General features: G+C 52.9%; 23 protein-coding genes and 3 tRNA genes. 10 read left to right on the forward strand and 16 right to left on the reverse strand.

Translation table 11 applies throughout. From position 1 onward, the window contains the following. Window positions 1-11 precede the first annotated feature (11 nt). A complete protein-coding gene (lplA, locus tag AAEY27_RS18675) occupies window positions 12-1,028 on the forward strand; it encodes a lipoate--protein ligase LplA (protein ID WP_342322298.1) in 1,017 nt (338 codons plus the stop codon). A gap of 76 nt (window positions 1,029-1,104) precedes the next feature. Here the strand turns inward: lplA and deoD are convergent, their stop codons facing one another. The 12 genes from deoD to AAEY27_RS18735 all read right to left on the reverse strand — a co-directional run bounded on the left by deoD (window position 1,105) and on the right by AAEY27_RS18735 (window position 12,105). Then, window positions 1,105-1,824: a purine-nucleoside phosphorylase gene (gene deoD, locus AAEY27_RS18680; protein WP_342322299.1), complete on the reverse strand. Its 720-nt coding sequence runs from the start codon at window positions 1,822-1,824 to the stop codon at window positions 1,105-1,107. A gap of 58 nt (window positions 1,825-1,882) precedes the next feature. Beyond that, a complete protein-coding gene (gene deoB / locus AAEY27_RS18685) occupies window positions 1,883-3,106 on the reverse strand; it encodes a phosphopentomutase (protein ID WP_342322300.1) in 1,224 nt (407 codons plus the stop codon). Between the two features lie 50 nt (window positions 3,107-3,156). Beyond that, window positions 3,157-4,479 (reverse strand): thymidine phosphorylase, encoded by a 1,323-nt coding sequence (deoA, locus tag AAEY27_RS18690; protein WP_342322301.1) that lies wholly within the window; start codon window positions 4,477-4,479, stop codon window positions 3,157-3,159. 99 nt (window positions 4,480-4,578) lie between these two features. Next, window positions 4,579-5,358, reverse strand: a complete 780-nt coding sequence (gene deoC / locus AAEY27_RS18695; RefSeq protein WP_342322302.1) for a deoxyribose-phosphate aldolase — start codon at window positions 5,356-5,358, stop codon at window positions 4,579-4,581. Between the two features lie 257 nt (window positions 5,359-5,615). After that, on the reverse strand, window positions 5,616-6,398 hold the full coding sequence (locus AAEY27_RS18700) for a TatD family hydrolase (RefSeq protein ID WP_342322303.1): 783 nt from the start codon (window positions 6,396-6,398) through the stop codon (window positions 5,616-5,618). Beyond that, entirely contained in the window at window positions 6,395-7,465 is a 1,071-nt protein-coding gene (locus AAEY27_RS18705; RefSeq protein ID WP_342322304.1) for a patatin-like phospholipase family protein, read from the reverse strand. Before AAEY27_RS18705 ends, AAEY27_RS18700 begins: the two co-directional genes overlap by 4 nt. 120 nt (window positions 7,466-7,585) lie before the next feature. Further along, window positions 7,586-7,747 (reverse strand): DUF1328 domain-containing protein, encoded by a 162-nt coding sequence (locus AAEY27_RS18710; protein ID WP_007373037.1) that lies wholly within the window; start codon window positions 7,745-7,747, stop codon window positions 7,586-7,588. A 158-nt stretch (window positions 7,748-7,905) separates the two neighbouring features. Continuing rightward, a complete protein-coding gene (gene osmY / locus AAEY27_RS18715; RefSeq protein WP_342322305.1) occupies window positions 7,906-8,523 on the reverse strand; it encodes a molecular chaperone OsmY in 618 nt (205 codons plus the stop codon). A 382-nt stretch (window positions 8,524-8,905) separates the two neighbouring features. Next, complete coding sequence (gene prfC / locus AAEY27_RS18720) at window positions 8,906-10,495, reverse strand: peptide chain release factor 3 (protein ID WP_342322306.1); 1,590 nt, start codon at window positions 10,493-10,495, stop codon at window positions 8,906-8,908. Between the two features lie 92 nt (window positions 10,496-10,587). Then, window positions 10,588-11,265 carry a pyrimidine 5'-nucleotidase gene (gene yjjG, locus AAEY27_RS18725; RefSeq protein ID WP_342322307.1) on the reverse strand — a complete coding sequence of 226 codons (678 nt, stop codon included), beginning with the start codon at window positions 11,263-11,265 and terminating at the stop codon, window positions 10,588-10,590. Between the two features lie 17 nt (window positions 11,266-11,282). Continuing rightward, window positions 11,283-11,723: a ribosomal protein S18-alanine N-acetyltransferase gene (rimI, locus tag AAEY27_RS18730; RefSeq protein ID WP_342322308.1), complete on the reverse strand. Its 441-nt coding sequence runs from the start codon at window positions 11,721-11,723 to the stop codon at window positions 11,283-11,285. Beyond that, on the reverse strand, window positions 11,692-12,105 hold the full coding sequence (locus tag AAEY27_RS18735) for a DNA polymerase III subunit psi (protein WP_342322309.1): 414 nt from the start codon (window positions 12,103-12,105) through the stop codon (window positions 11,692-11,694). Before AAEY27_RS18735 ends, rimI begins: the two co-directional genes overlap by 32 nt. Window positions 12,106-12,317: 212 nt before the next feature. Between AAEY27_RS18735 and rsmC the strand changes: the two genes are divergently transcribed. From rsmC to AAEY27_RS18755, 4 genes are all read left to right on the forward strand, one after another. Beyond that, entirely contained in the window at window positions 12,318-13,346 is a 1,029-nt protein-coding gene (gene rsmC / locus AAEY27_RS18740; protein ID WP_342322310.1) for a 16S rRNA (guanine(1207)-N(2))-methyltransferase RsmC, read from the forward strand. A gap of 168 nt (window positions 13,347-13,514) precedes the next feature. Continuing rightward, window positions 13,515-13,601, forward strand: a tRNA-Leu gene (locus tag AAEY27_RS18745). Window positions 13,602-13,629: 28 nt separating this feature from the next. Then, window positions 13,630-13,716, forward strand: a tRNA-Leu gene (locus AAEY27_RS18750). Window positions 13,717-13,747: 31 nt separating this feature from the next. Further along, window positions 13,748-13,834 (forward strand) — tRNA-Leu (locus tag AAEY27_RS18755). Window positions 13,835-13,866: 32 nt separating this feature from the next. Here AAEY27_RS18755 and AAEY27_RS18760 read toward each other — a convergent pair. After that, a complete protein-coding gene (locus AAEY27_RS18760) occupies window positions 13,867-14,106 on the reverse strand; it encodes a DUF1435 domain-containing protein (protein WP_342325637.1) in 240 nt (79 codons plus the stop codon). 245 nt (window positions 14,107-14,351) lie between these two features. Here AAEY27_RS18760 and AAEY27_RS18765 point away from each other — a divergent pair, with 245 nt between their 5' ends. Then, a complete protein-coding gene (locus tag AAEY27_RS18765; RefSeq protein ID WP_342322311.1) occupies window positions 14,352-15,416 on the forward strand; it encodes a GGDEF domain-containing protein in 1,065 nt (354 codons plus the stop codon). A 102-nt stretch (window positions 15,417-15,518) separates the two neighbouring features. Then, window positions 15,519-16,304, forward strand: coding sequence for a siderophore-iron reductase FhuF (gene fhuF / locus AAEY27_RS18770; protein WP_342322312.1), 786 nt, complete (start codon window positions 15,519-15,521; stop codon window positions 16,302-16,304). 29 nt (window positions 16,305-16,333) lie between these two features. Here the strand turns inward: fhuF and AAEY27_RS18775 are convergent, their stop codons facing one another. Next, window positions 16,334-17,674, reverse strand: coding sequence for a PTS sugar transporter subunit IIC (locus AAEY27_RS18775; protein ID WP_342322313.1), 1,341 nt, complete (start codon window positions 17,672-17,674; stop codon window positions 16,334-16,336). Between the two features lie 338 nt (window positions 17,675-18,012). Between AAEY27_RS18775 and AAEY27_RS18780 the strand changes: the two genes are divergently transcribed. After that, window positions 18,013-18,471: a YbaK/EbsC family protein gene (locus AAEY27_RS18780; protein WP_342322314.1), complete on the forward strand. Its 459-nt coding sequence runs from the start codon at window positions 18,013-18,015 to the stop codon at window positions 18,469-18,471. A gap of 49 nt (window positions 18,472-18,520) precedes the next feature. On the opposite strand, the gene bglJ is transcribed toward AAEY27_RS18780, so the two are convergent. Further along, on the reverse strand, window positions 18,521-19,141 hold the full coding sequence (gene bglJ / locus AAEY27_RS18785; RefSeq protein WP_342325639.1) for a DNA-binding transcriptional activator BglJ: 621 nt from the start codon (window positions 19,139-19,141) through the stop codon (window positions 18,521-18,523). Between the two features lie 11 nt (window positions 19,142-19,152). Next, a complete protein-coding gene (locus AAEY27_RS18790; RefSeq protein WP_342325641.1) occupies window positions 19,153-19,875 on the reverse strand; it encodes a helix-turn-helix domain-containing protein in 723 nt (240 codons plus the stop codon). A gap of 547 nt (window positions 19,876-20,422) precedes the next feature. Between AAEY27_RS18790 and AAEY27_RS18795 the strand changes: the two genes are divergently transcribed. Together AAEY27_RS18795 and AAEY27_RS18800 are read left to right on the forward strand one after the other, a co-directional pair. Continuing rightward, a complete protein-coding gene (locus tag AAEY27_RS18795) occupies window positions 20,423-21,199 on the forward strand; it encodes a threonine/serine ThrE exporter family protein (protein ID WP_342322315.1) in 777 nt (258 codons plus the stop codon). Beyond that, window positions 21,190-21,663 carry a threonine/serine exporter gene (locus AAEY27_RS18800; RefSeq protein WP_342322316.1) on the forward strand — a complete coding sequence of 158 codons (474 nt, stop codon included), beginning with the start codon at window positions 21,190-21,192 and terminating at the stop codon, window positions 21,661-21,663. Before AAEY27_RS18795 ends, AAEY27_RS18800 begins: the two co-directional genes overlap by 10 nt. Window positions 21,664-21,701: the final 38 nt, after the last annotated feature.

Consider the following 21,701-nt stretch of genomic DNA (forward strand, 5'->3'; position numbering starts at 1 on the left):
GGAAATCTGCTATGTCGACGCTTCGCCTGCTTATCTCAGATTCTTACGATCCCTGGTTCAACCTGGCGGTGGAAGAGTGTATTTTCCGCCAGATGCCCGCCACGCAGCGCGTACTGTTTCTCTGGCGCAATGCCGATACGGTGGTCATTGGCCGGGCGCAGAACCCGTGGAAAGAGTGCAATACCCGGCGCATGGAAGAAGATAATGTGCGGCTGGCAAGGCGCAGCAGCGGCGGCGGTGCGGTGTTCCACGATCTCGGTAATACCTGTTTTACGTTTATGGCGGGCAAACCGGAGTACGACAAAACCGTCTCCACCGCTATCGTCCTCAATGCGCTGAATTCGCTGGGTGCCACCGCCGAAGCATCCGGGCGTAACGATTTGGTGGTGAAAACTTCAGAGGGTGATCGCAAAGTTTCTGGCTCGGCGTACCGCGAAACCAAAGATCGCGGTTTCCATCATGGCACGTTGCTGTTGAATGCCGACCTTAGCCGTCTGGCGAACTACCTTAATCCGGATAAGAAAAAGTTGCAGGCTAAAGGCATCACTTCGGTGCGCGGACGGGTCGCCAATCTGGTTGATCTTCTGCCGGACATCACGCACGAGAAAATCTGCGAGGCGGTGACAGAAGCTTTTTTTGCGCACTACGGCGAACGCGTTGACGCAGAAATTATCTCGCCGGACAAAACGCCAGATTTGCCAAATTTCGCCGAAACCTTTGCCCGTCAGAGCAGTTGGGAGTGGAACTTCGGCCAGGCTCCTGCGTTCAGCCATTTGCTGGACGAGCGCTTTACCTGGGGTGGCGTGGAGCTACATTTCGATGTTGAAAAAGGCCATATCACCCGCACGCAAGTGTTTACCGACAGCCTGAACCCAGCCCCGCTGGAAGCCCTCGCAGCACGTTTGCAGGGCTGCCTGTATCGGGCAGAAATGCTTTCACAAGAGTGCGCTGCGCTGTTGGTGGATTTCCCCGAGCAGGAACAGGAGTTGCGTGAGCTTTCCGCGTGGATCGCTGGCGCGGTGCGATAGTGCCAGGCGCCTGATGGCGCTACGCGGATTTTGTAGGCCGGGTAAGAGAGCATTACCTACCCGGCACAACAATCAATTACGCTTTGTCGCCCAACAGGACAGATTCCAGCGCGATCTTGATCATGTCGTTGAAGGTCGTTTGACGCTCAGCAGAAGAGGTCTGCTCGTGGGTACGGATGTGGTCGGAAACGGTACAGATGGTCAACGCTTTCGCGCCGAATTCTGCCGCCACGCCGTAAATACCGGCGGCTTCCATTTCAACGCCCAGAATGCCGTACTTCTCCATCACGTCGAACATTTCGCCGTCCGGGGAGTAAAACAGATCCGCAGAGAAGAGGTTGCCCACGCGCGCGTCAACGCCGAGGTTTTTCGCCGCGTCGACAGCGTTACGCACCATATCGAAATCCGCAATCGCTGCAAAGTCGTGATCTTTGAAACGCATGCGGTTGACTTTGGAATCTGTGCACGCGCCCATGCCGATAACGATATCACGCAGTTTCACGTCCATGCGTACCGCGCCGCAGGAACCCACGCGAATGATTTTTTTGACGCCGAAATCGGTGATCAGCTCTTTGGTATAGATGGAGCAGGACGGGATGCCCATACCGTGACCCATCACAGAAATTTTGCGGCCTTTATACGTACCGGTGTAGCCCAACATGCCGCGCACGTTGTTCACTTCGCGGTAATCTTCGAGGAAGGTTTCAGCAATGTGTTTAGCACGCAGCGGATCGCCCGGCATCAGCACTACGTCCGCGAAATCGCCCATTTCTGCATTGATATGTGGGGTTGCCATCGTTAATTCCTTTATGTCGTGAGAACAGAAAGGGCGGGAAAGCCCCCGCCCAAAATCATCAGAACATGGCTTTGCCATAGTCCATATCAGACACGCCGTAGTATTTGGCGATTGTCTGACCAATATCCGCGAAGGTTTCACGGTGGCCCAGCGAACCCGGTTTAACTTTCGGGCCGTAAACCAGCACCGGAATGTGCTCGCGCGTGTGATCGGTGCCTTTCCAGGTCGGATCGCAACCGTGGTCAGCCGTCAGGATCAGGATATCGTCTTCACCCACCAGTTCCATCAGTTCCGGCAGACGACGGTCGAACAACTCCAGACCACCTGCGTAACCCGCGACGTCGCGGCGATGCCCCCATGATGAGTCAAAATCGACGAAGTTGGTAAAGACAATTGTCTTATCACCGGCTTCTTTCATCTCTTTCACCGTCGCGTCAAACAGCGCATCCAGGCCGGTGGCTTTCACTTTTTTGGTGATACCGCAGTTGGCATAGATATCCGCGATTTTGCCGACGGAAACGACGTGGCCGTCTTTCTCTTCCACCAGTTTTTGCAGCACGGTCGCCGACGGCGGCTCAACGGCCAGGTCATGACGGTTACCAGTGCGCTGGAAATTGCCGGCTTTGTCACCCACAAACGGACGCGCAATCACGCGGCCAATGTTGTAGCCGCCTTCGGTCAGCTCTTCACGGGCGATTTCACACAGCTCATACAGTTTGTCCAGACCGTACGTCTCTTCATGGCAGGCAATCTGGAATACAGAATCCGCAGACGTGTAGAAAATCGGTTTGCCGGTTTTCATGTGTTCTTCGCCAAGCTGATCGAGGATCACGGTGCCGGAAGAGTGGCAGTTGCCAAGATAACCCGGCAGGTTTGCGCGTTTCACCAGCTTATCCAGCAGTTCCTGCGGGAAGCTGTTTTCAGTGTCGCTAAAATATCCCCAGTCGAACAGCACAGGCACACCGGCGATTTCCCAGTGACCTGACGGCGTATCTTTACCGGAAGAGAGCTCATGCGCCCACGCGTAAGCCCCGGTGATTTCAGCATTGGCGTCCATACCGGCAGGAATAAAACCGGTCGCGCCTTCGTGCGCTTTCGCCAGACCCAGGCGGGTCAGATTCGGTAAATTCAGCGGACCTTTACGCCCGATGTCTGCTTCACCTTTCGCACAGGCTTGCGCAATATGGCCGAGGGTATCGGAACCCACGTCGCCAAAACGCTCCGCGTCTTCAGTCGCGCCGATGCCGAAGGAGTCCAGCACCATAATAAATGCACGTTTCATATGTTCTCCGTACCTTGTGCTTTGAAAAAAGCGATCAGATCAGTATACCGTTATTCAGTAATTCGGCGGTAGACCGTCGCTGTCTCTTTTGGTGCGCTGTCGATCATTGTGATAGCGGCTTTCACCGCTTGCGCGGCGTCCTGCCAGCTGGCTTCATCTTTCGCATGAATAATGGCCAGCGGGCGTTGACCGTCTACACGCTCGCCCAGACGCGCCATATCGGTAAAACCAACGCTGTAATCGATGCTGTCTGTCGCCTGGCGACGACCTCCACCCATGGAAACTACCGCCATGCCCAGCGCACGCGTATCCATGGCGCTGATAAAGCCTTCATCATCGGCGTACACCGCTTTGCTGAGCGTCGCGGTCGGCAGGTAGTTATCGTAATTTTCGACAAAATCGGTCGGGCCTTTTTGCGCGGCAACCATGCGCCCAAAGATCTCCGCCGCTTTGCCGTTATCCAGCACCGCCTGCAATTTTGCCCGCGCTTCGCCGTCATCTTTAGCCAGTTTGCCGGAGATCAGCATCTCCACGCACAGCGCCATGGTGACATCAAACAGACGCGGATTACGGTATTCACCGGTGAGGAACTGCACCGCTTCGCGCACTTCGACCGCGTTGCCCGCGCTGGAAGCCAGCACCTGATTCATATCGGTCAGCAGCGCCGTGGTGCGTACACCTGCGCCATTCGCCACACCAACAATCGCTTCCGCGAGCTGTTCAGAAAGCGCGTAGGTTGGCATAAATGCGCCGCTGCCCACTTTCACATCCATCACCAGCGCATCAAGGCCTTCAGCCAGTTTCTTGGCAAGAATCGAGGCGGTGATCAGTGGAATGGAGTCCACTGTCGCAGTAATGTCGCGGGTGGCATAGAAGCGTTTATCCGCCGGCGCAAGCGAGTTGGTCTGGCCGATAATCGCCACACCCACGTCTTTAATAATCTCGCGGAAACGGTTGTCGTCCGGGAAGATGTCAAAGCCCGGGATCGCTTCCAATTTGTCGAGCGTGCCGCCAGTATGGCCAAGGCCGCGCCCGGAAATCATCGGAATATAGCCGCCGCAGGCCGCCACCATTGGGCCGAGCATCAGCGAGGTCACATCGCCCACACCGCCGGTTGAGTGTTTATCAACGACCGGGCCATTGAGATTGAGGCTTTTCCAGTCGAGAACCGTACCGGAATCCCGCATTGCCATCGTCAGTGAAACGCGCTCCGGCATGGTCATATCGTGGAAGAAAATGGTCATGGCAAGAGCGGCAATCTGCCCTTCAGAAACGGTGTTATCGCGAATTCCGTTGATAAAGAAACGGATTTCTTCATCACTCAGCGCGAGACCGTCGCGTTTTTTACGAATAATTTCTTGAGCGAGAAACAAGGTAACCCCCTGAGGAAAGATACGGCCGGGCAACCAGCTCCGCCCGGCAAACATGGATCAGTAGGCCTGATAAACGAAGCGCCATCAGGCAATCACACATTAGTAGCCGCTGGCGCTTTTACCATCACCGTGACCCAGTGCTTTCAACAAGCTCGCCAGCAAGCTAGATGCGCCAAAACGGTAGTGACGCGCATCGGCCCACTCTGCGCCAAACAGCGTATCGGCAATAGCCAGATACTGCTGGGCGTCTTCTGCGGTACGCACGCCGCCAGCCGGTTTAAAACCTACCGTTTTCTCCACACCCATATCGCGGATCACTTCCAGCATGATGCGCGCGCTTTCCGGGGTCGCATTCACCGGCACTTTACCGGTCGAAGTTTTAATAAAATCGGCACCGGCGTTGATAGCGATTTCAGATGCTTTGCGAATCAACGCTTCTTCTTTCAGCTCACCGGTTTCGATGATCACTTTCAGCAACACGTTGGCCGCCGCACAGGCGTCTTTACAGGCTTTCACCAGATCAAAACCGACCTGTTCATTACCGGCAATCAGCGCGCGGTACGGGAATACCACGTCAACTTCATCTGCGCCGTAAGCAATCGCCGCACGGGTTTCCGCCAGCGCGATATCAATATCGTCATTGCCGTGCGGGAAGTTGGTTACCGTAGCGATGCGCACGTCCGGCGTGCCTTGCGCGTTCAGGGTTTTGCGCGCAATTGGGATAAAACGCGGGTAGATGCAGATAGCGGCGGTGTTACCAACCGGGGTTTTCGCCTGATGGCACAGGGCGATGACTTTCTCGCTGGTGTCATCGTCATTCAGGGTGGTCAGGTCCATCAGTTTCAGCGCACGCAGGCTGCTTGCAGTTAAATCAGTCATATTCTCTCCGACGGCAACAAGCCGGTTCTCTGTTCGGGTTTGTGAGTATTTTAACATTCACCCACAATTACACTTCGACACCCATCACAGTTACTGAAAACTTAATTCATGTTTGCAAAACTGCAATGAGACATTCATCAAACTTTCTCACTTCAGAATGGACGCAGCCACGGTTGGCTACATGAGAAGGAGAAGAAGACGCGAATGTTAGAATTCTAACACAAGAGAAATTCGATAGCTGATTAAAACCTATGGCGTTAAATCGGTAACGCGAAGAGTTGTTGTGTGTTTTGTAACAGCGCGTGAGCGATCTCATCGGGCGCTTCCGGGCGCAATTCGCACAACGTTTCAAACACCCTGGCCGCCTGCTCAGGGCGGTTGGGCTGCCCCTGAAACCCGCTGAGCGGCATATCCGGCGCATCCGTTTCCAGCAGCAGCGCGGAAAGCGGCAAACGCGCCATTACATCGCGGGTTTTACTGGCGCGCGGGTAAGTAATGGTGCCGCCCACGCCAATGCAATAACCCAGATCGATAAAACGTTGCGCCTGTTGCAGGCTACCGGCGAAACCGTGAACCACACCGGTACGCGGCAGATCCTGCTTTTTCAGGTGCATCGCCAGCTTATCGTGGGTGCGGCGCGAATGGAGGATCACCGGCAATTCAAACCGTTTCGCCAATTTTAGCTGCGCTTCCAGAAATTGCTCCTGGCGCGCAAACTGCGGATCACCGCGATAGAGATCGAGGCCAATTTCGCCGATCGCCACCACCTTTTCCGGCCTGGCGGCGAGATAGTGCTCCAGTTGGTCAAGGCTTTGTTCAGTATGTTCTTCTATCACCATCGGATGCAGCCCCAGCGCGGCATACAGCGCCTTGTGCTGGCGGGCTAACGCGTAAACGCGTTCGAAGTAACGGGCCGCGATAGCGGGAACAATAATGTGATCAACCCCCGCCTCACCCGCGCGGGCAATGCTTGCAGCCGCATCGCCGGTGAACGGCTCAAAATCGAAATGACAGTGTGTATCGATAAAGCGGAAACTCACGCCGTATCCTCTTTATTAATGGGAATGTCGTTAGCCTGCGGTGCGCTGACCAACGGCGTGTCCAGCGCATCGTTTGCCACAACAGCAGGCGGAACCACAAGCGTCGGCGGAGTAATAATTGGCGTATGGCGCAGCAGCGGCGGTGTTTCCGCCAGCAGTTTCCCGACCGTCGCCAGGAAATAGCGCCCGCACAATCGCCCCATTTTGTAATCATCGCGCAGCGCCGGTAAACGGCTTCCCAGCGCCATACTTTTCAGCAATCTCGGCGGATAGATCTCAAAAATACGCAGTTTTCCCGGCGGCGCGTCAATAAACCGCTGCGTCGCCAGGTAACTCTGTTCGTGATGCTGCACCAGGTTCACCAACGGTTGCAGGCTGCTCTCGCCCAGCCAGCGCTCCATACGCTTAAACCACTGCGGCGTGTAATACATTTGCGAGGGCACCGTGCGGATAACAACAATGGTCGACGCCCCACGTTTTGCCGCTTCCTGCACCGGAATGGCATCGCTCACGCCGCCGTCCAGGTAGTTGACGCCGCTGAGCGCTACGCCCGTGCGGTAAAAACCGGGGATCGCGCTGGACGCACGAATCAAATCCAGCCACGTCTGGTGCGTCGGCGCAAAATACTCCGCTGTGTAATCATCCTGGCGACAGGCGCACATATAAAAGGCTTTTCCGGCATCGAAGGATCGCGCTGCGTAATCCATCGCCAGCGGCATCTGCGTCGAGGTCGACTCCACCAACCAGTCGAGATCGATGAGATTACCGCCACGCACGAAGCGCACCGGGTTGAAGAAATCACGGGTAGTGGTGTAACGCATAATCACTTTGCGGGCGTAACCGGGTTGGTTACAGACATAGGCCGACAGGTTTTGCGCACCCGCAGAAGTTCCGAAATAGAGGTCGAACGGGTTGAAGTCCGCGCGCATAAACTCGTCCAGTACGCCGGCGGTAAAAATACCACGCTGGCCGCCGCCCTCACACACCAGTGCGAGACGACCAGGACGAAATGGTTTTAACGCCAGCGGCGCGATGTTGCCGAGCGTTATGGGAATATGCTGCCCCACCCTGTTTTCCTTTTTATTGTTTGAGGCTCACCAAAGTAGCGCAAATTTTTCGCAGCCGAAACATTAAAGCCAGTCCTGAGGACTGGCTTTAATGTAACCGAAATTTAAGCGTGTATTGCGCTATGGACGCCGACGGCCCATGAACAGGCTAACGAGGAACAGAATGATACCGACGATAAACACAATTTTCGCCGCGCCTGCAGCTGTCCCCGCCAGACCACCAAAGCCCAGAGCGGCGGCAATTAACGCGATAACCAGAAATATGATGCCCCAACGAAACATAAGACTCTCCTTTACCATAGTTAATGTCGACCGCTGAAGATGGGCGCTCAGGATGCCCACCCGCGATATTTCCTGATACTATTTTCTGCTGCATATCAACTACCTATGCATTGTTGTCGCGCCCGGAACCCTTCGGGCGCTGACGATTTCAGGAACTGTTATTTAACTTTAAGATCGTTTTTCACGCTTTTAACGCCTTCAACGGCCTTAGCGATACTTTCAGCGCGCTCAATTTGAGCCTGCGAATCAACCGTACCGGATAACTGCACCACGCCCTCGGTGGTTTCCACTTTCACCTTACGGGAAGGGACAATGTCATCGGCCAGCAACTTCGCTTTGATTTCGCTCGTTGTTGCGGTATCACCCGCATAACCTTTCATTGACTCTGATTTGCCGTCACGCACATGCAGCTTGTCGCTAACGGAGGCTACGCCTTCCACACCTTTTGCAACGGAAACGGCCTGTTCAGCCTGCGACTGGCTTTCGACAAAGCCGCTCAGCGTGACCACTTTTTTGTCCGTTTTCACGGAAATGTCAGTGCTTTTGATGCTTTCATGATCAACCAATGCCGCTTTTACCTTCGCGGTGATAGCACTGTCGTCCATGAACCCACCGACTTTATTCATTGAGCTATCAATTTTATCCCCTGCGTTCGAAGCCGCGTTTTGCGCTTTGTCGGTCGTCGTTTCCGCCGCCAGGGCAGAACCACTTACCAGAACAGAGCCCAGTGCGACAGCCAGCAGCGTCTTGGAAAGATTAAGCTTTGTCATAGTCATCGATGTCATTCCTATTAGTTTGCCCACAATTTGGGCCATCAGCCGCGACAAGGCGGCTCAACTGCTGTGGTGAAAATCACCAAATCAGCGTCCTGGGTCACGATCACAATCCCGCGATACGCTGCGCTGACGCAGTTGTTAATATCATCCTGTGATGTGTTGAATGGATAAAAGACCAATAAATACGCATTGAACAGGACTTTTAGCCACCCAACATGTCATCACTTTGTTAAATATAGATCACAATCGACAAAGATCCTGCGGAAGCGGGTAAAAAGCGAGCAACAGGAACAAAAACGGAGGGTTTTAAGAACATTCCGCAAGGGGCTAAAAAGACAAGGAAAGTGACGGAGCGCGGCGGATACCGCGCTCCGTAGAGGGATTAGTGTTCGCGGGTTTTGTGGAAGGTCACTTCCGGATAACGTTCTTGCGTCAGGTTCAGGTTGACCATTGTCGGCGCGATATAGGTCAAGTTATCGCCACCGTCGAGCGCCAGCTGAATCTCATTCTTACGCTTGAACTCTTCGAATTTCTTCACGTCGGTACTCTCAACCCAACGCGCCGTTGCCACGTTAACGGATTCATACACCGCTTCGACGTTGTACTCACTTTTCAAACGCGCCACGACCACGTCAAACTGCAGCACCCCGACCGCGCCAACGATCAAATCGTTATTGGCGATGGGGCGGAACACCTGCACCGCGCCCTCTTCCGAAAGCTGAACCAGGCCTTTCAACAACTGTTTCTGCTTCAGCGGATCGCGCAGACGAATGCGGCGGAACAGTTCCGGCGCGAAGTTCGGGATACCCGTGAACTTCATCATTTCGCCCTGGGTAAAGGTGTCGCCAATCTGGATGGTGCCGTGGTTATGCAGACCGATGATGTCGCCCGGATAGGCTTCTTCAACGTGCGAACGGTCGCCCGCCATAAAGGTCAATGCGTCAGAAATCACCACATCTTTGCCGGTGCGCACCTGGCGCAGCTTCATGCCTTTTTCGTAACGGCCGGAAACCACACGCATAAATGCCACGCGGTCGCGGTGTTTCGGGTCCATGTTGGCCTGAATCTTAAAGACAAAGCCGGTGAACTTCTCGTCGTCGGCTTTCACTACGCGGACATCTGTTTTACGCGGCATCGGCGCGGGTGCCCATTCCACCAGGCCATCAAGCATATGATCAACGCCAAAGTTACCCAACGCCGTACCGAAGAAAACCGGGGTGAGATCGCCGCTCAGGAACAGCTCTTTGTCGAATTCGTTAGACGCGCCTTGCACCAGTTCCAGCTCGTCACGCAGCTGCTGCGCCAGATCTTCGCCAACGGCTTTATCAAGATCCGGGTTGTTCAGCCCTTTAACAATGCGCACTTCCTGGATGGTGTGGCCCTGACCCGTCTGGTACAGGTAGGTTTCGTCTTTATAAAGGTGATAAACGCCTTTGAACAATTTGCCGCAGCCAATCGGCCAGGTAATCGGCGCGCAGGCGATTTTCAGCTCGTTTTCCACTTCATCCAGCAATTCCATCGGATCGCGGATGTCACGGTCGAGTTTGTTCATAAAGGTCAGGATTGGCGTATCGCGCAGACGGGTGACTTCCATCAGCTTACGGGTCCTGTCCTCGACGCCTTTTGCCGCATCGATCACCATCAAGCAGCAGTCCACTGCTGTCAGCGTGCGGTAGGTATCTTCGGAGAAGTCTTCGTGCCCTGGGGTATCCAGCAGGTTGATCAGGCTTTCACGGTAGGGGAACTGCATAACAGAGGTGGTGATCGAGATACCACGCTGCTTTTCCATCTCCATCCAGTCGGATTTTGCGTGCTGGTTAGAGCCACGGCCTTTTACTGTACCGGCGGTTTGAATAGCCTGTCCGAACAGCAGCACCTTTTCGGTGATGGTGGTTTTACCGGCATCGGGGTGCGAGATGATAGCGAACGTGCGGCGCTTCGCCACCTCTTGAAAATAAGGAGACAACGTCATGATAAAAATCTTCTGTGTAATTGCGCGGCCGCTGGCCACGCGATGAAATACGAAAAATGCGGCTATTGTACTCAACGGCTGAGTGCAGACAATCAATGTTTACACAGGAGTTGCTCCAGTTCGTTCAGGGACGTCACGGTCCAGGTCGGATTAATGCCTTCAGGCAACGTGCGCTCATGCACATTCAGCCAGCATGTCGATAGCCCAGCGTTGATGCCGCCCAGAATGTCGGACTCCGCCGTGTCGCCAACCATCAATACGCGCGCGCGATCCGGGTTACCAGCCTGCTGTAAGGCATAATCGAAAATCTTCGCATCCGGCTTGGCGACGCCAACTTCTTCAGAAATCACTAATAAATCAAAATAGTCGCGAAGCCCGGTGCGTTCCAGGCGGATTTGCTGCAAGGCAGTAAAACCGTTCGTGATGATGCCCAACTTTGCTTTGCCTTTCAGGCTGTCGAGCAGCGATACGGCGCCCGGCAGCGGCGCGCAAATTTCAGCCATCGCGTTAAGAAAGGCTTCGTTGAGCGAGCCTGCGGGCACATTCAGGCGTTCTGACCAGCCCTGAAAACGCCGGTACTGCAACTGTAACGCGCTGATGGCACCGTTCTGGTAATCGACCCATAGCGGCTTATTAACAGATTGATATTCAACAAAATCTTGGTCGGTAAATGTCACGCTATAGTCAAGAAACATCCGTTGTAAGCCGCCGAACGAGTCAAACGTGAACAGCGTTTCGTCAGCATCAAAGAGTATCCAGTCCCATTTCATTACATCACCTTATTCTATTAGAGAGGGAGAGCCATAATGATCGCATCCTCACGCCCGTTGGCCGTGGGGTAGTAATTACGGCGGATCGTCGCCTCGTTAAAACCTAAACTTTCATACAGCGCGATGGCACCCGCATTGGAGGCGCGCACTTCCAGCCACAACGTCAGCACATCGCGTTTTTCCAGCTCACTGATCAGATGCTCCAGCAACTGCCGGCCAAACCCTTTGCGTTGCCAGGCCGGATCGACGGCGATATTGAACAGCGTGGCTTCATCCAGCACCACTTGTGTGATGGCGAAAGCGACCATTTCGTCGCCCACCATCATTCGATAGTTGAGGTAGCGTTCGCCTTGATTACTGGCGAGCGTTTTTTCGCTCCAGGGAAAGGCGTGCGCCCGGGTTTCGATTTGGTATGCGCGGGCTAAATCAGTCGTGCTGAGGGAAGAAATCGTGTTCATGTTCGCAGATTTGTTGCCATAACGCGGCGCGAGCCGCAGGATTTGCGCGTAATTCATCAACCGCAGGCGTTGAGACTTGCGCGCCCGGAAGCGCCAGCGGCGCCTCAACACCCAGCAGCCAGCTATTGCATTGGCTGTCCGGCGGCAGCATCGCAACGCGATCCGGTGTGAGTTGTAACACCTGATCCGCCGTTACAGTCAGCGCGCGCAGCACATCGTTGATTAGCGGGTCGCTCAGCGCGGGTAACGCAGGGGAAACCATCACCAGACGAATATGCGCAGGCAGCGAAATGGCGATCTCACCCTGCAACGCCGCCGGGCGGCGCAGAGTCCACTGGGTGATGCCCAGTTGTTGTAATTGCCAGTCGCGTCGGGAAGTCATCGTGAAACACTCCTGTATCAGGCGCGCAAATATAGCAAACTCGACGAAAATGCGCCATCGAGAGGCGGCGTGAATAATTACGTGTATACACAAGATCATTCGTGATGCGTCGAGGCTGCGTATCCCCATGGGGTACGAAGACGCAGCCAACAAAGAGGCAGCGCGAAGGATAACGTGTATAATCGCCGGCTGAGTTTAAAGAGGAACCATCCATGTCTGCTTTTTCCCCGGCAAGTGAAGTCTTGCTGCGCCACAGTGACGATTTCGAACCAAGCCGCATTCTTTTTGCCGGTGATTTGCAGGACGACCTGCCCGCCCGTCTGGACACCGCCGAAAGCCGTGCCTGGACTCAACAGTACCACCAGTGGCAGACCTTGAGCCAACAGATGGGCGATCGCGCCAGCTACAGCCTAGTTGCCGAGAACGCAATGATCGGCGATAGCGATACGCTGATCTATTATTGGCCGAAAAACAAACCGGAAGCCCTGTTTCAGTTGATGAATTTGCTGTCGCTGTTGCCGGTTGGTACCGATATTTTTGTCGTCGGTGAAAACCGCAGTGGCGTGCGCAGCGCAGAGCAAATGTTGGCTGAATATTGCCCGCTGAATAAAATCGACAGCGCGCGCCGTTGCGGCTTGTATCACGGACGTCTGGAAAAGATCCCTGCCTTTGATGCAAACAGCTTCTGGGGCGAATATGCGCTGGATTCACTGACCATCAAAACCCTGCCTGGTGTATTTAGCCGTGACGGGCTGGATGTTGGCAGCCAGTTGTTGCTGTCGACCTTAACGCCGCATACCAAAGGTAAAGTGCTGGATGTCGGTTGCGGCGCTGGCGTGCTGGCGGCGGTGCTGGCAAGCCATTCCCCAAAAGTGCGTTTGACGCTATGTGATGTTTCGGCGCCGGCAGTCGAAGCCAGCCGCGCAACGCTTGCGGCTAACGGTTTTGAAGGTGAAGTATTTGCCAGCAATGTGTTCTCGGAAGTGACGGGGCGCTTCGATATGATCATCTCCAACCCGCCTTTCCACGATGGCCTGCAAACCAGCCTTGAAGCGGCGCAAACGCTGATTCGCGGCGCGGTTCGCCATCTGAATAGCGGCGGAGAATTGCGTATTGTCGCCAACGCCTTCCTGCCGTATCCGGATGTGCTGGATCAGGTCTTTGGCTTCCATGAAGTTCTCGCTCAAACCGGGCGTTTCAAGGTTTACCGCACCGTGATGACACGCCAGGCGCTGAAATAAGTGCCGTTCCCGGTGGGCATCGCTCACCGGGCCAATTTTTGCCCCCGCCATACAGCGCCCACTTTTACAGCAATCAGCGAAAACCCGCGCAATTAACTATTGACGAAAAGTTGAAAACATCTAGAATGCGCCTCCGTGGTAACGATACTTCTATGGTATCGATGGTATGCGAAGGTGGCGGAATTGGTAGACGCGCTAGCTTCAGGTGTTAGTGTCCTTACGGACGTGGGGGTTCAAGTCCCCCCCCTCGCACCATAATCCACGTTGATATTGCTCGCACTGTGCGAAGGTGGCGGAATTGGTAGACGCGCTAGCTTCAGGTGTTAGTGTTCTTACGGACGTGGGGGTTCAAGTCCCCCCCCTCGCACCAACGAGGCGATATCAACAAGTAAGATGACTGTGCGAAGGTGGCGGAATTGGTAGACGCGCTAGCTTCAGGTGTTAGTGTCCTTACGGACGTGGGGGTTCAAGTCCCCCCCCTCGCACCAGATATCTTATACACTCCCTGTATGCCCCCCTGTTACACCACCGTTTTCAAATTCAACAGCAGCAAAATCATTCCTCCAACCAGCGCAACGCCCGAAGGCAATAAGATAAAATGCCGCAGACTTTTGTGGTAAAGCATTGCTGGTGTCAATAATAAACCTAAGACGATCACCACGCGCCAGGCGTTGATCGACAGGTCCGCCAGTACGAGCGCGGCAACAATAATGCCAGGTAACACAATCCCCCACCGACTTCCCAGCGCCCGCTGCAGCATGGTTTCATCTCTCCAACTAAGAATGATAACCAATACGATATGATATATTTTCTCATTTGTCAGCATCCTGGTGCAGCATGAAGATTACTCATCTTCTAATGACAGCCATTCAGGAAGGTGATAAATTAAGCGCTGCTTAAATTAAAAATCAAATCACTAATTTTTCGCGATGACTGTTTCATTGCGTGACTTTCTTTTTTGACTCATAGCGCAGTGATAATTGCGGAAAATAACGATTTTTAGGTATGACATCACAAACCTGGCAATCTCTTTGCGACAAGAGATATCGATTGTCCCTACGACTCTTTTTACTGCTCAACGCGATCTCAGCGCTGTTTTCCATGGCTTTGCCGCTCTATAACCTGCGCACCTTCACCCCACCGGTGTGTATTATTTTTGTACTGAGCGTCATATTGCCCGCCTGGCACAAATTCCATCCCAAAACCAAAATTAATATCTCGTTCATTTCGCTGCTCTTTGGCTGCCTGTGGGCGTGGCATGTGGTCATCCGGGCCAGGTTATTAAGCGATAATGCCTCAACCTACCTGCTAATTGCCTTGTTGAGCGTCTTGTTCCTTGGCGCAATTGCGTTTTCAAACAATATCGTCGCGTTTCTACTGCATTCATTCCCTGTCTTTGCCGCCTGCTTGTGGTTTGACGGGGCTGAAAACGGCATCAGGCTTATCTTTACCTTCGCGTTGCCGGTGATAGGCATCGCAATCCAGCAAGCGATTCAAAGACGTAATGATAATTTCGCCCGGGCGCTAATGCAGCGGTTAATGCAGGAGAGCAAAACGCTCAACGACCTGAGCATGCTGGATCCCTTAACCGGATTGTACAATCGTCGGGGTTTGCAGCATAAACTCAACAACTTGCTGGCGCTGGATGACAGCTCCTGCTTTGTTTTGCTGCTCGATATTGATCACTTCAAAGCCTATAACGACCACTACGGGCATATGATGGGCGACCAGGCGCTGATCCGCGTTTCTGCCGCGCTGCGCGATGCAGTGCGTTCCCGTGATATCGTGGCGCGTTTTGGTGGCGAAGAATTTATGATTCTGCTGAATAACATGGACCTGGAGCATGCGCGCCAGACCGCTGAGCGCATTCGCCAAAAAGTGTATGACTTAGACATCCCGCATATGTTTAACGAAAGCGTCGCCACCAACGTTACGGTGAGCATTGGCATTGCGCCGTTGCAGGATAGTGATATTGATGCCGCGCTCTCCCTCGCCGATAAAGCGTTATATGAAGCCAAACATTTGGGGCGCAATAACATTCTGGTCAGTGGGGACTTACAAGTCGCTTAAGGCGCGCCAGCGCTAACTTTACGATAAAAATCTTGCTATCGATTTTACCTCTAGCTAGGATTGGCAATCATTATCATTTAGATTCCCTGGTTAGCTGGCGCTATGACCTACCGTACCGCATTGAGCACGCAAAATGTTAGGCGAGGCAGCCTCATTGATGAGCGCGACTCGTTGGCGAATGCTATGCGGGAAACTATCGCCAGTAGCCGTTCGCATCTGCTCGATTTTATTCGCCTTAATGAGCCAGCGCCTTATCGGGCGTTGACGCTGGCGGAATGGTCAAGCCCAACGGCGCTGCAATCGCTTATCGCCACCTACTCCGATCACATTTACCGTAACCAGCCGGCACAACCGCGGGAGAATAAACCGCTGCTTTCGTTGTGGGCGCAATGGTATCTCGGGTTGATGGTGCCGCCGCTATTGCTGACTTTGTTAACGCAAAAAAGCGCCATTGACCTCTCACCAGAACATTTCCATGTTGAGTTCCATGAAACTGGCCGTGCCGCCTGTTTCTGGATTGATGTGCAACAGGATCGCAAGCTGACATCGCAAAATGATGCGCAGCGTATTGAAGCGCTGACGACAAGAGCGATGCTCCCGGTGGTTCAGGCGCTGGAAGCAACCGGCGATATCAACGGTAAGCTTATCTGGAGCAATACCGGCTATCTGATTAACTGGTATCTGGGTGAGATGATTCCGTTGCTGGGCGAATCGCGTGTAGCCGCCCTGCGACAGATCTGTTTCTTTGAAAAACAGTTTTCCGACGGCAGCGATAACCCGCTGTGGCGTACCGTGGTGTTGCGCGACGGCGCGTTGGTGCGTCGAACGTGCTGCCAGCGCTATCGCCTGCCGGATGTTCAGCAGTGTGGTGACTGTACACTGAAGTAAACAAGGGGCGATGAATCGCCCCTTTTGTTTTAGGCAACTTGCTGTTCGTCTTCCGCGCGTCGCGCTTCTTCAGCTTCCTGCTCCAGCAACTGTTTTTCGTACACTTTAAAGAACGGGTAATAGATAACCGCTGAGATACAGGCGAGTAGCACCACCAGAATCATCGCACGGAAATCCCAACCTAATGCCCATGCCCCGCCAATTGGCGCTGGCGCAGTCCACGGCACAACCGAAATCACCCGCCCGATAAGATCCAGTTTCATTGCCGCCCAGGCGATGATCGCGTTGATCGTCGGCGCCAGCAGGAACGGAATAAAGAACACCGGGTTCATCACAATTGGCGTACCGAAAATCACCGGCTCATTGATGTTGAAAATGCTGGGCACAACGCTCAAACGCCCGATCGAACGCAAATGCACAGAACGGCTTCGCAGATAACAGAACACTAGCCCCATGGTTGCGCCCGAACCACCGATCACAATAAAGAAGGTCCAGAACGCCTCCATGAAAATGTGCGGCAGCGGTGCGCTCTGCGCCAGCGCGCTCTGGTTAATACCGAGGTTGGTCAACCAGAACATTTGCAGCATCCCGGAGACAATCGCAGCGCCGTGAATACCCGCAAACCACAATAAATGACCAATGATCACCGCCAGCAAAATCGCAGGCAGAGAATCAGCCGCCGCGACGAGTGGTTTGAACAGCGCCATAATGGCCTGCGGGATCAGCATATTAAATTGCGATTGAATCAGCAGGCTCAGCGGGTACAGCGTTAGCACCACCACCAGCACCGGGATCAACAAATCGAACGAGTTTTTGATCATCGGCGGCACTTGATCCGGCAAGCGGATCCCGATGTTATGCGCCTTCAAAAAGCGCATCATTTCCACGCAATAAATCGCCACCAGGATGGCCGTGAAAATGCCGGTACCACCAAGGCTATCCACCGGCAGCGTGCCGTTGGTTTTCGGTGCCGCAACCAGTAAAAACGCCATCAGCGACAACATCGCGCACATAAAAGGATCGAGCTGATGCGACTTTGTATAGTGTTTACCGAGGTTGTAAGCGATCGCCGCACAAATGTAGATAGACATGATGCCCATCGTCATATCAAAAGGCGTAAGGATGCGGCCTTCATATTGCTTCGCGAGATCCAACCAACCGCGGGCAAAGCCCCAGGTGGTGTCTGGCGAAAACGGCGGGTAAGCAAAAACTAACAAGAACGAACCAACAATCATAAATGGCATCGCCGAGATAAAACCGTCGCGGATAGCCATAACATGACGCTGGGAAGAGATGCGCCCGGCAATCGGGCTGACATAGTTTTCTATAAACCGGAAAATGAGATTAAACGCAGCATGGTTGGCAGACATAGTCGACCTCCTGGCAAGCTAACAGAGTAATAGCGCCGGCGGTGATTTTGCCGGGTAGCGATCCATTGCTGATATTTGAAACCATGCTGATTGGCGAACCAGCAGTACAACAAAGCAGTGTAGGTTTCATAGGTGGCTCTTATTTATTTTATGGACAGAGGGAAATGACAAAATGAGTATTAACCTCGCTTATTAACTCTGCAACCGGTTGCTGTAACCGGTTTCTGCGATTGTGAAGAGGATCGAGAATCTTAATGTGAGACGTTTGTTATGGCGGGATATTTACAGGCATAACAGCCTTGTGACAGATTAATGGCGATCTTTCGCAGGAGAACATCATGAGTTTGCAGTCCGTGCGGCAATTTTTTGCCGACAATGCCCCCGACATCAACATCATTGAAATGAATCAAAGCACGGCAACCGTAGCGTTGGCCGCTGCCGCCCACCATGTCGAGCCGGGACAAATCGCCAAGACGCTGTCATTGAAAGTGAAAAACGAAGTGATTCTGGTGGTAGCAAAAGGCGATGCACGCCTTGATAACAAAAAACTGAAAAATACGTTTGGTGCCAAAGCACGCATGCTGAGTAGCGACGAAGTGGTCACCGTTACCGGCCACCCTGTGGGTGGGGTCTGCCCGTTTGGGCTGGAAACGCCCCTGGCTGTGTATTGCGACGTCTCGTTAAAACAATATCCAGAAGTGTTACCGGCTGCGGGGGCAATCCACAGTGCAGTGCGCATTTCCCCAGAAAGAATGGCTGAGCTAACCCAGGCAAAATGGATTGATGTGTGCTTGTAACGTCGCTGCGCCAGGCGTAAACCTGGCGCTATCACGCGCTGGAGCGGAGTTACATCAATTCAGACGCTGCCCGCGCGCAGGGCGGAATCCAGGTCAAAATATCCGCCGCATCTAACAAACCAACGTCAGACGTTACCCCCAGTTTCGTCATCGCATTAAATTTATGCGCGCGGATGGTTTTGACATTACGGTGTAGCTGCGATGCGATTTCGGCAATGGAAAAGCCACGCGTCATGTAGTTAAGGATCTCCCGCTCGGTTGGGCTGAGCATACGATACTGGCTGACATACCAGTGGTTAATCATGTTCTCATTGACCCGCCGTGTCTCGCCAAGCAGCGTGGTAACTTGCTCCAGCAATACGGGCAGCATGGACGATTTACTCAAAATCCCATGCAAGCGCGACGGCGAAAGATGGCCCACCAGCCGAGCTTCGCGGTCGTCTCCCGCTAACACAATGCGCTGCACGCCGGGATATGACAGTGAAAGCAAATGCAGACACATCAGACATTCCCGCCTCTCCTTACGTTGACCAAACAGCGAATAGACGACAGAAAAAAAAGTGGTGTGCTTTAATGCCTGTCGAAACGCGAGTTGATCTCTAAAAAAATGAAAGGAATAGTTGCAAAGAGTTGACTCGTTGAATAAATTCTGTAGCCCCTCCCGACTCATCATGCATTTTTCTATGATGGCAACGTGTCCCGTTTTGCTAATGTTTTCCATTCATTATGATCTCCATATGCTGATCCTAAATTCAGCTCTTTCATTCCCTGGTGGCTATTAATCCATGTGTACAAGTCCGCATTACTGCGCAGTGACAATCGTCGCATGGCACTATTTTTTTGCGCACTGACGGTCTTATTACTTTTTTTTAGTAGCATTGCGATTTGATTTATTCCCCAGCCTTTTCCGAGAAGCCGTAACACTTTCCGCTCTGAAAATGTCAGTATTTTATCGACAGGGAGAAATTCGTCGTAAGTGTGTTGTGTTGCGTAAAGTAACGTTTGGCTAACCTTTTCCGTATTTTCATGCCCACCGCGAATCGCGTTAATCACGCCCGTAATCGGTTCGACATCAGAAAGCAAAGTTGTTTGTGACTGCAGCAAAAGTTCCGCCGCATCAGGGTAGATAACAGACGAAACAAAGAAAAGCCATCGAGGCCTGGTGCATTGAGAGATAAGTGAAAGATATTGTTCGCAGCGCTGTTTCACCAGGTGCTGTTCACTCGCTAAATCGGTGATAATCAGCCTGGCGCACATTAGCTGCGGCAGCGTTACCTCCTCTAAAGTGGAATAATACGTTAATTCGTATTCAGGAAAATGACGCTCAAATATGCTGCCTATCCCGGCCCTAAGTACGGGTGCCTGGCTAATAATAATCCCGTGATTGCCGCCTGGTGATAGCATAAAAACCTCCGCTTCCATTTGCGATTTCTATCAATCCTCGTAATGAGTATTTACTCAATCGATGCCAATAACGCGTAGGATAACAATAATGTTCCGAACAGGCCGTTGTAAGAATTATTGGAATTTATGATTAGCAATTAAGTATAATTCACCAAAATCATAATATCCCCAACTTGCGTGACAACATAGCACAACGTACATTCAAATACTTCGTGCAAAATTAAAAATAAAATAAGAAACATTAAATAATCAGGGCGCATATAATTAAGACAAAACCAATAACCTTAATAAATATTTAAGCCTTCATTCATATTAAGAATACTAACACTCTTCAATAATATCTTGAGTATGCCAATGCTATTCGCCATTTCTTCCCGCTAATTGCACCGAAAAGCGGCCGCGATTAGGGCATTTCAACAAGAATCATTGGCGAGACTTATTGCACAGTTCTTGATCTGTGTTAACACCATCCCGCCCTTCTCCTGTGCTAAAAATAGACTTTCCGCTCCATGTTTCACGAGCGTCGTTGCATCAAGTCAGGGTAATCATGCAAACAGACCAGTCATCACAGCGAGCCATTACGCGGCTGTGTATTCAGTGTGGCCTTTTTTTGTTACAGCACGGCGCAGAGAGCGCGCTGGTTGAAGAGTTATCAACGCGCCTGGGGCTGGCGCTGGGCATGGACAGCGTCGAAAGCTCAATTTCCTCTAACGCCATCGTGTTAACCACCATAAAAGAGGGGCATTGTCTAACCTCAACTCGCAAGAACAACGATCGCGGCATTAATATGCACGTGGTGACGGAGGTGCAACATATCGTGATCCTCACCGAACATAAGCTGCTGGATTTTCAGGGCGTTGAAAAACGCTTTGCCCAAGTGAAACCGCTACGCTACCCGCGCTGGCTGGTCACGGTGATGGTTGGACTATCTTGCGCCTGCTTTTGCAAACTCAACAATGGCGGCTGGGATGGTGCATTTATCACCTTTTGCGCCAGCAGCATTGCCATGTATGTACGGTTGGTATTGGCCGGTCGCCATATGCATCCGCAAATCAACTTCTGCATCACCGCGTTTGTCGCCACCACGGTGTCAGGTTTGATGTTAACCCTGCCAAGCTTTATCCATTCATCCACCGTCGCCATGGCAGCCAGCGTTCTGTTGCTGGTGCCGGGTTTTCCGTTGATTAATTCCGTTGCCGATATGTTCAAAGGTCATATCAACACCGGGCTGGCGCGCTGGGCGATTGCGAGTTTATTAACGCTCGCCACCTGCATCGGCGTGGTAATGGCAATGACACTGTGGGGGCTGCGCGGATGGATGTGATTCGATTTATCCTGGCACTGGCGCAGGATATGGCGTTGGCGGCGATTCCGGCAGTCGGCTTCGCGATGGTGTTCAACGTACCGCATCGCGCATTGCGCTGGTGTGCGCTGCTCGGCGCGATTGGTCACGGCTCCCGCTTCGCCATGATGTATTGGGGTTTCAATATTGAATGGTCAACATTTGTCGCGTCAATGCTGGTCGGTTGTATCGGCATTCGCTGGTCGCGCTGGTATCTGGCGCACCCAAAAGTGTTTACTGTGGCGGCCGTCATTCCCATGTTTCCGGGGATCTCCGCTTATACCGCGATGATCTCAGCGGTTAAGATCGGGCATTTTGGCTACAACGAAGAGTTAATGATCCTGCTGCTGACTAACTTCCTGAAAGCCTCGTCGATTGTCGGCGCGCTCTCCATCGGCTTGTCGATTCCGGGTCTGTGGATCTACCGCAAGCACCCGCGCGTTTGAGATTTGTTTTCTGTCGCGGCCATGGTGATAATCCACAA

It is taken from the genome of Kosakonia sp. BYX6 (assembly GCF_038449125.1).
GTDB classification, from domain to species: domain Bacteria; phylum Pseudomonadota; class Gammaproteobacteria; order Enterobacterales; family Enterobacteriaceae; genus Kosakonia; species Kosakonia calanthes.

Excerpts from the sequence above, each read along its gene's own strand:
- lplA (WP_342322298.1), top strand. The coding sequence starts at position 12 with ATGTCGACGCTTCGCCTGCTTATCTCAGATTCTTACGATCCCTGGTTC.
- deoD (WP_342322299.1), bottom strand. The coding sequence starts at position 1,824 with ATGGCAACCCCACATATCAATGCAGAAATGGGCGATTTCGCGGACGTA.
- deoB (WP_342322300.1), bottom strand. The coding sequence starts at position 3,106 with ATGAAACGTGCATTTATTATGGTGCTGGACTCCTTCGGCATCGGCGCG.
- deoC (WP_342322302.1), bottom strand. The coding sequence starts at position 5,358 with ATGACTGATTTAACTGCAAGCAGCCTGCGTGCGCTGAAACTGATGGAC.
- AAEY27_RS18710 (WP_007373037.1), bottom strand. The coding sequence starts at position 7,747 with ATGTTTCGTTGGGGCATCATATTTCTGGTTATCGCGTTAATTGCCGCC.
- osmY (WP_342322305.1), bottom strand. The coding sequence starts at position 8,523 with ATGACTATGACAAAGCTTAATCTTTCCAAGACGCTGCTGGCTGTCGCA.
- prfC (WP_342322306.1), bottom strand. The coding sequence starts at position 10,495 with ATGACGTTGTCTCCTTATTTTCAAGAGGTGGCGAAGCGCCGCACGTTC.
- yjjG (WP_342322307.1), bottom strand. The coding sequence starts at position 11,265 with ATGAAATGGGACTGGATACTCTTTGATGCTGACGAAACGCTGTTCACG.
- rimI (WP_342322308.1), bottom strand. The coding sequence starts at position 11,723 with ATGAACACGATTTCTTCCCTCAGCACGACTGATTTAGCCCGCGCATAC.
- AAEY27_RS18735 (WP_342322309.1), bottom strand. The coding sequence starts at position 12,105 with ATGACTTCCCGACGCGACTGGCAATTACAACAACTGGGCATCACCCAG.
- rsmC (WP_342322310.1), top strand. The coding sequence starts at position 12,318 with ATGTCTGCTTTTTCCCCGGCAAGTGAAGTCTTGCTGCGCCACAGTGAC.
- AAEY27_RS18760 (WP_342325637.1), bottom strand. The coding sequence starts at position 14,106 with ATGCTGCAGCGGGCGCTGGGAAGTCGGTGGGGGATTGTGTTACCTGGC.
- AAEY27_RS18765 (WP_342322311.1), top strand. The coding sequence starts at position 14,352 with ATGACATCACAAACCTGGCAATCTCTTTGCGACAAGAGATATCGATTG.
- fhuF (WP_342322312.1), top strand. The coding sequence starts at position 15,519 with ATGACCTACCGTACCGCATTGAGCACGCAAAATGTTAGGCGAGGCAGC.
- AAEY27_RS18775 (WP_342322313.1), bottom strand. The coding sequence starts at position 17,674 with ATGTCTGCCAACCATGCTGCGTTTAATCTCATTTTCCGGTTTATAGAA.
- AAEY27_RS18780 (WP_342322314.1), top strand. The coding sequence starts at position 18,013 with ATGAGTTTGCAGTCCGTGCGGCAATTTTTTGCCGACAATGCCCCCGAC.
- bglJ (WP_342325639.1), bottom strand. The coding sequence starts at position 19,141 with ATGAGTCGGGAGGGGCTACAGAATTTATTCAACGAGTCAACTCTTTGC.
- AAEY27_RS18790 (WP_342325641.1), bottom strand. The coding sequence starts at position 19,875 with ATGCTATCACCAGGCGGCAATCACGGGATTATTATTAGCCAGGCACCC.
- AAEY27_RS18795 (WP_342322315.1), top strand. The coding sequence starts at position 20,423 with ATGCAAACAGACCAGTCATCACAGCGAGCCATTACGCGGCTGTGTATT.
- AAEY27_RS18800 (WP_342322316.1), top strand. The coding sequence starts at position 21,190 with ATGGATGTGATTCGATTTATCCTGGCACTGGCGCAGGATATGGCGTTG.